Origin of the sequence: Thermogutta sp. (assembly GCF_014359955.1) — a bacterium.
GTDB lineage: Bacteria > Planctomycetota > Planctomycetia > Pirellulales > Thermoguttaceae > Thermogutta.
Window position 1 is genome coordinate 1 of sequence record NZ_JACIYL010000862.1, and the last position, 1,771, is coordinate 1,771.

Below are 1,771 nucleotides of genomic sequence, written 5' to 3' on the forward strand. Positions count from 1 at the left end.
TCTGTCTCTTTTCTACAGATAGTGCCGAACGACCTGCTTCGATTTTTGTATTATTCTTCTTCTGTCTCCACTTCTTCATCAAGGACAAGGTGACAGTAGCTTTCATAACGTCGTTCGTCGATCCAGCCATCTGCCACAGCATCCTTGACTCCGCACTCCGTCTCCTGAATGTGGAGGCAATTGGGGAACTTACAACGGTTGACGTACGGGCGGAGATCGCGAAAGTAGTTGGCTACTTCTTCCGGCTCCAGATCCCACGGTTGAAAATGCCTGATCCCAGGTGTGTCAGCTACATATCCCCCGAAACGGAACCGATAGAGGCGGGCTGTGGTTGTCGTGTGCCGTCCTTTTTCGGTGTCCTCGCTGACCGGAGCCGTGGGGATTTTAAGGTCGGGATCGAGTGCGTTGAGGAGCGAGGATTTACCCACCCCACTTTGACCTGCCAGGACGCTCACGCGGTCTTTGAGAGTGCGGATCAGGGCCGTCAATCCAAACCCGCTCAGCGCGCTGACCAAAAGCACTCGGTAGCCTAATTGGCTGTAAAGCCCCACAAGCGGCATAAGGTCTGCCCGATCGACCAGATCCACCTTGTTGATGCAAATAACGGGTTCCACCCCTGACTTCTCCGCAGCCACAATCATCCGGTCGATAAGGTGAGGTTTGATCCGCGGCATGGCCGCGCTGCTCACGATGAGCACCTGGTCGACGTTACTGACGATCACATGCTGCTTGCCCTTCGATTCCCGGCTGATACTACCGTGGCGGGGCAATACCGATTCAATGACACCCTCGCCCGGATTTTCTGGGAGGGGATAAAAATATACTTTGTCGCCGGTCACCACAACGTGACGCTGGTCCGTGGCCAGCCGCTTGAGAAGCCGTCTCACCACGCAGCGATATGAATTCCCCTCCTCATCTTCGACAAGGCATATCAGCCCTTGAACGGCGATGACCCGACCGAGCCTGCTATCGGGATGCCGAGCGGGAAGCACCACGGGGAGCGGAGACTCGCCTTCTTCGGACAGCTCTTCTCCGATGACGGTCCCCCGGCGGGTGAGCTCGTTTCTCCCGCCGACCCGTTCCTCCCGCACCAAATCGTCATCGAGGATGTCTTCTTCGTTCAGAACCCGATCGGTGAGATCTTTGTCCCTGGTTCTGGGGGCACGGTTCTTCCGAAACTCAACCCGGTACTTCTTCCTGCGGTCTTTACCCATCTAACCCGTGACGCGCCACTTCGGCCGTCTCCAGTAAGAAATTATTCAGGGTACGGCTGTCGCAATTCCTGCGGTTCTCTCGGGTTGCGGCGAGCTACCGCGAATGCGGTCCCGGACGCCGTCGCAAACCTTCAAGAACATCGTACCGCGGTTCATCATGATCGGAAAGAGTTTCCTGTTTTTCCTTGTCCGTCCCTGGTTTCGACGGCGTCGCCTCCTCTTCGGTTCGCTTCGGTTTGACCAATCCTGCCCGTTCCAGCAGAGACCGCGCGAAAATGTCCTGTTCCAGGGTATCGGGAGGAGGTGGTCCCACCGCTCCCAGCTCAATCGGATTGTACCGGATTTCGTATTGATGCTTGGCGATCGAGAGAATCGAACCGGGGTCGAGTCGGCGCTCTTTCACCCGCACCCCGTTCACTTTGATGCCGTTCGTACTGTTCAGGTCTCGCACGTACCAGTATCCGGAGACCACGAACAGTTCACAGTGCTGGCCGGACACATTCGAGAACCGAAGAACGATGTCGCAATTCTCTCTGCGTCCTACGATAAGCCGCTTC

The 1,771-nt window shown here is 56.5% G+C and carries 2 protein-coding genes; both read right to left on the bottom strand.

Annotation, left to right across the window (positions count from 1 at the left end):
- Positions 1 to 50 precede the first annotated feature (50 nt).
- Positions 51 to 1,214 carry a ribosome small subunit-dependent GTPase A gene (gene rsgA / locus H5U08_RS17665; protein WP_297036125.1) on the bottom strand — a complete coding sequence of 388 codons (1,164 nt, stop codon included), beginning with the start codon at positions 1,212 to 1,214 and terminating at the stop codon, positions 51 to 53.
- 94 nt (positions 1,215 to 1,308) lie between these two features.
- Positions 1,309 to 1,771: FHA domain-containing protein (locus tag H5U08_RS17670; protein ID WP_297036128.1), on the bottom strand; the 463-nt coding region annotated here is incomplete at its 5' end.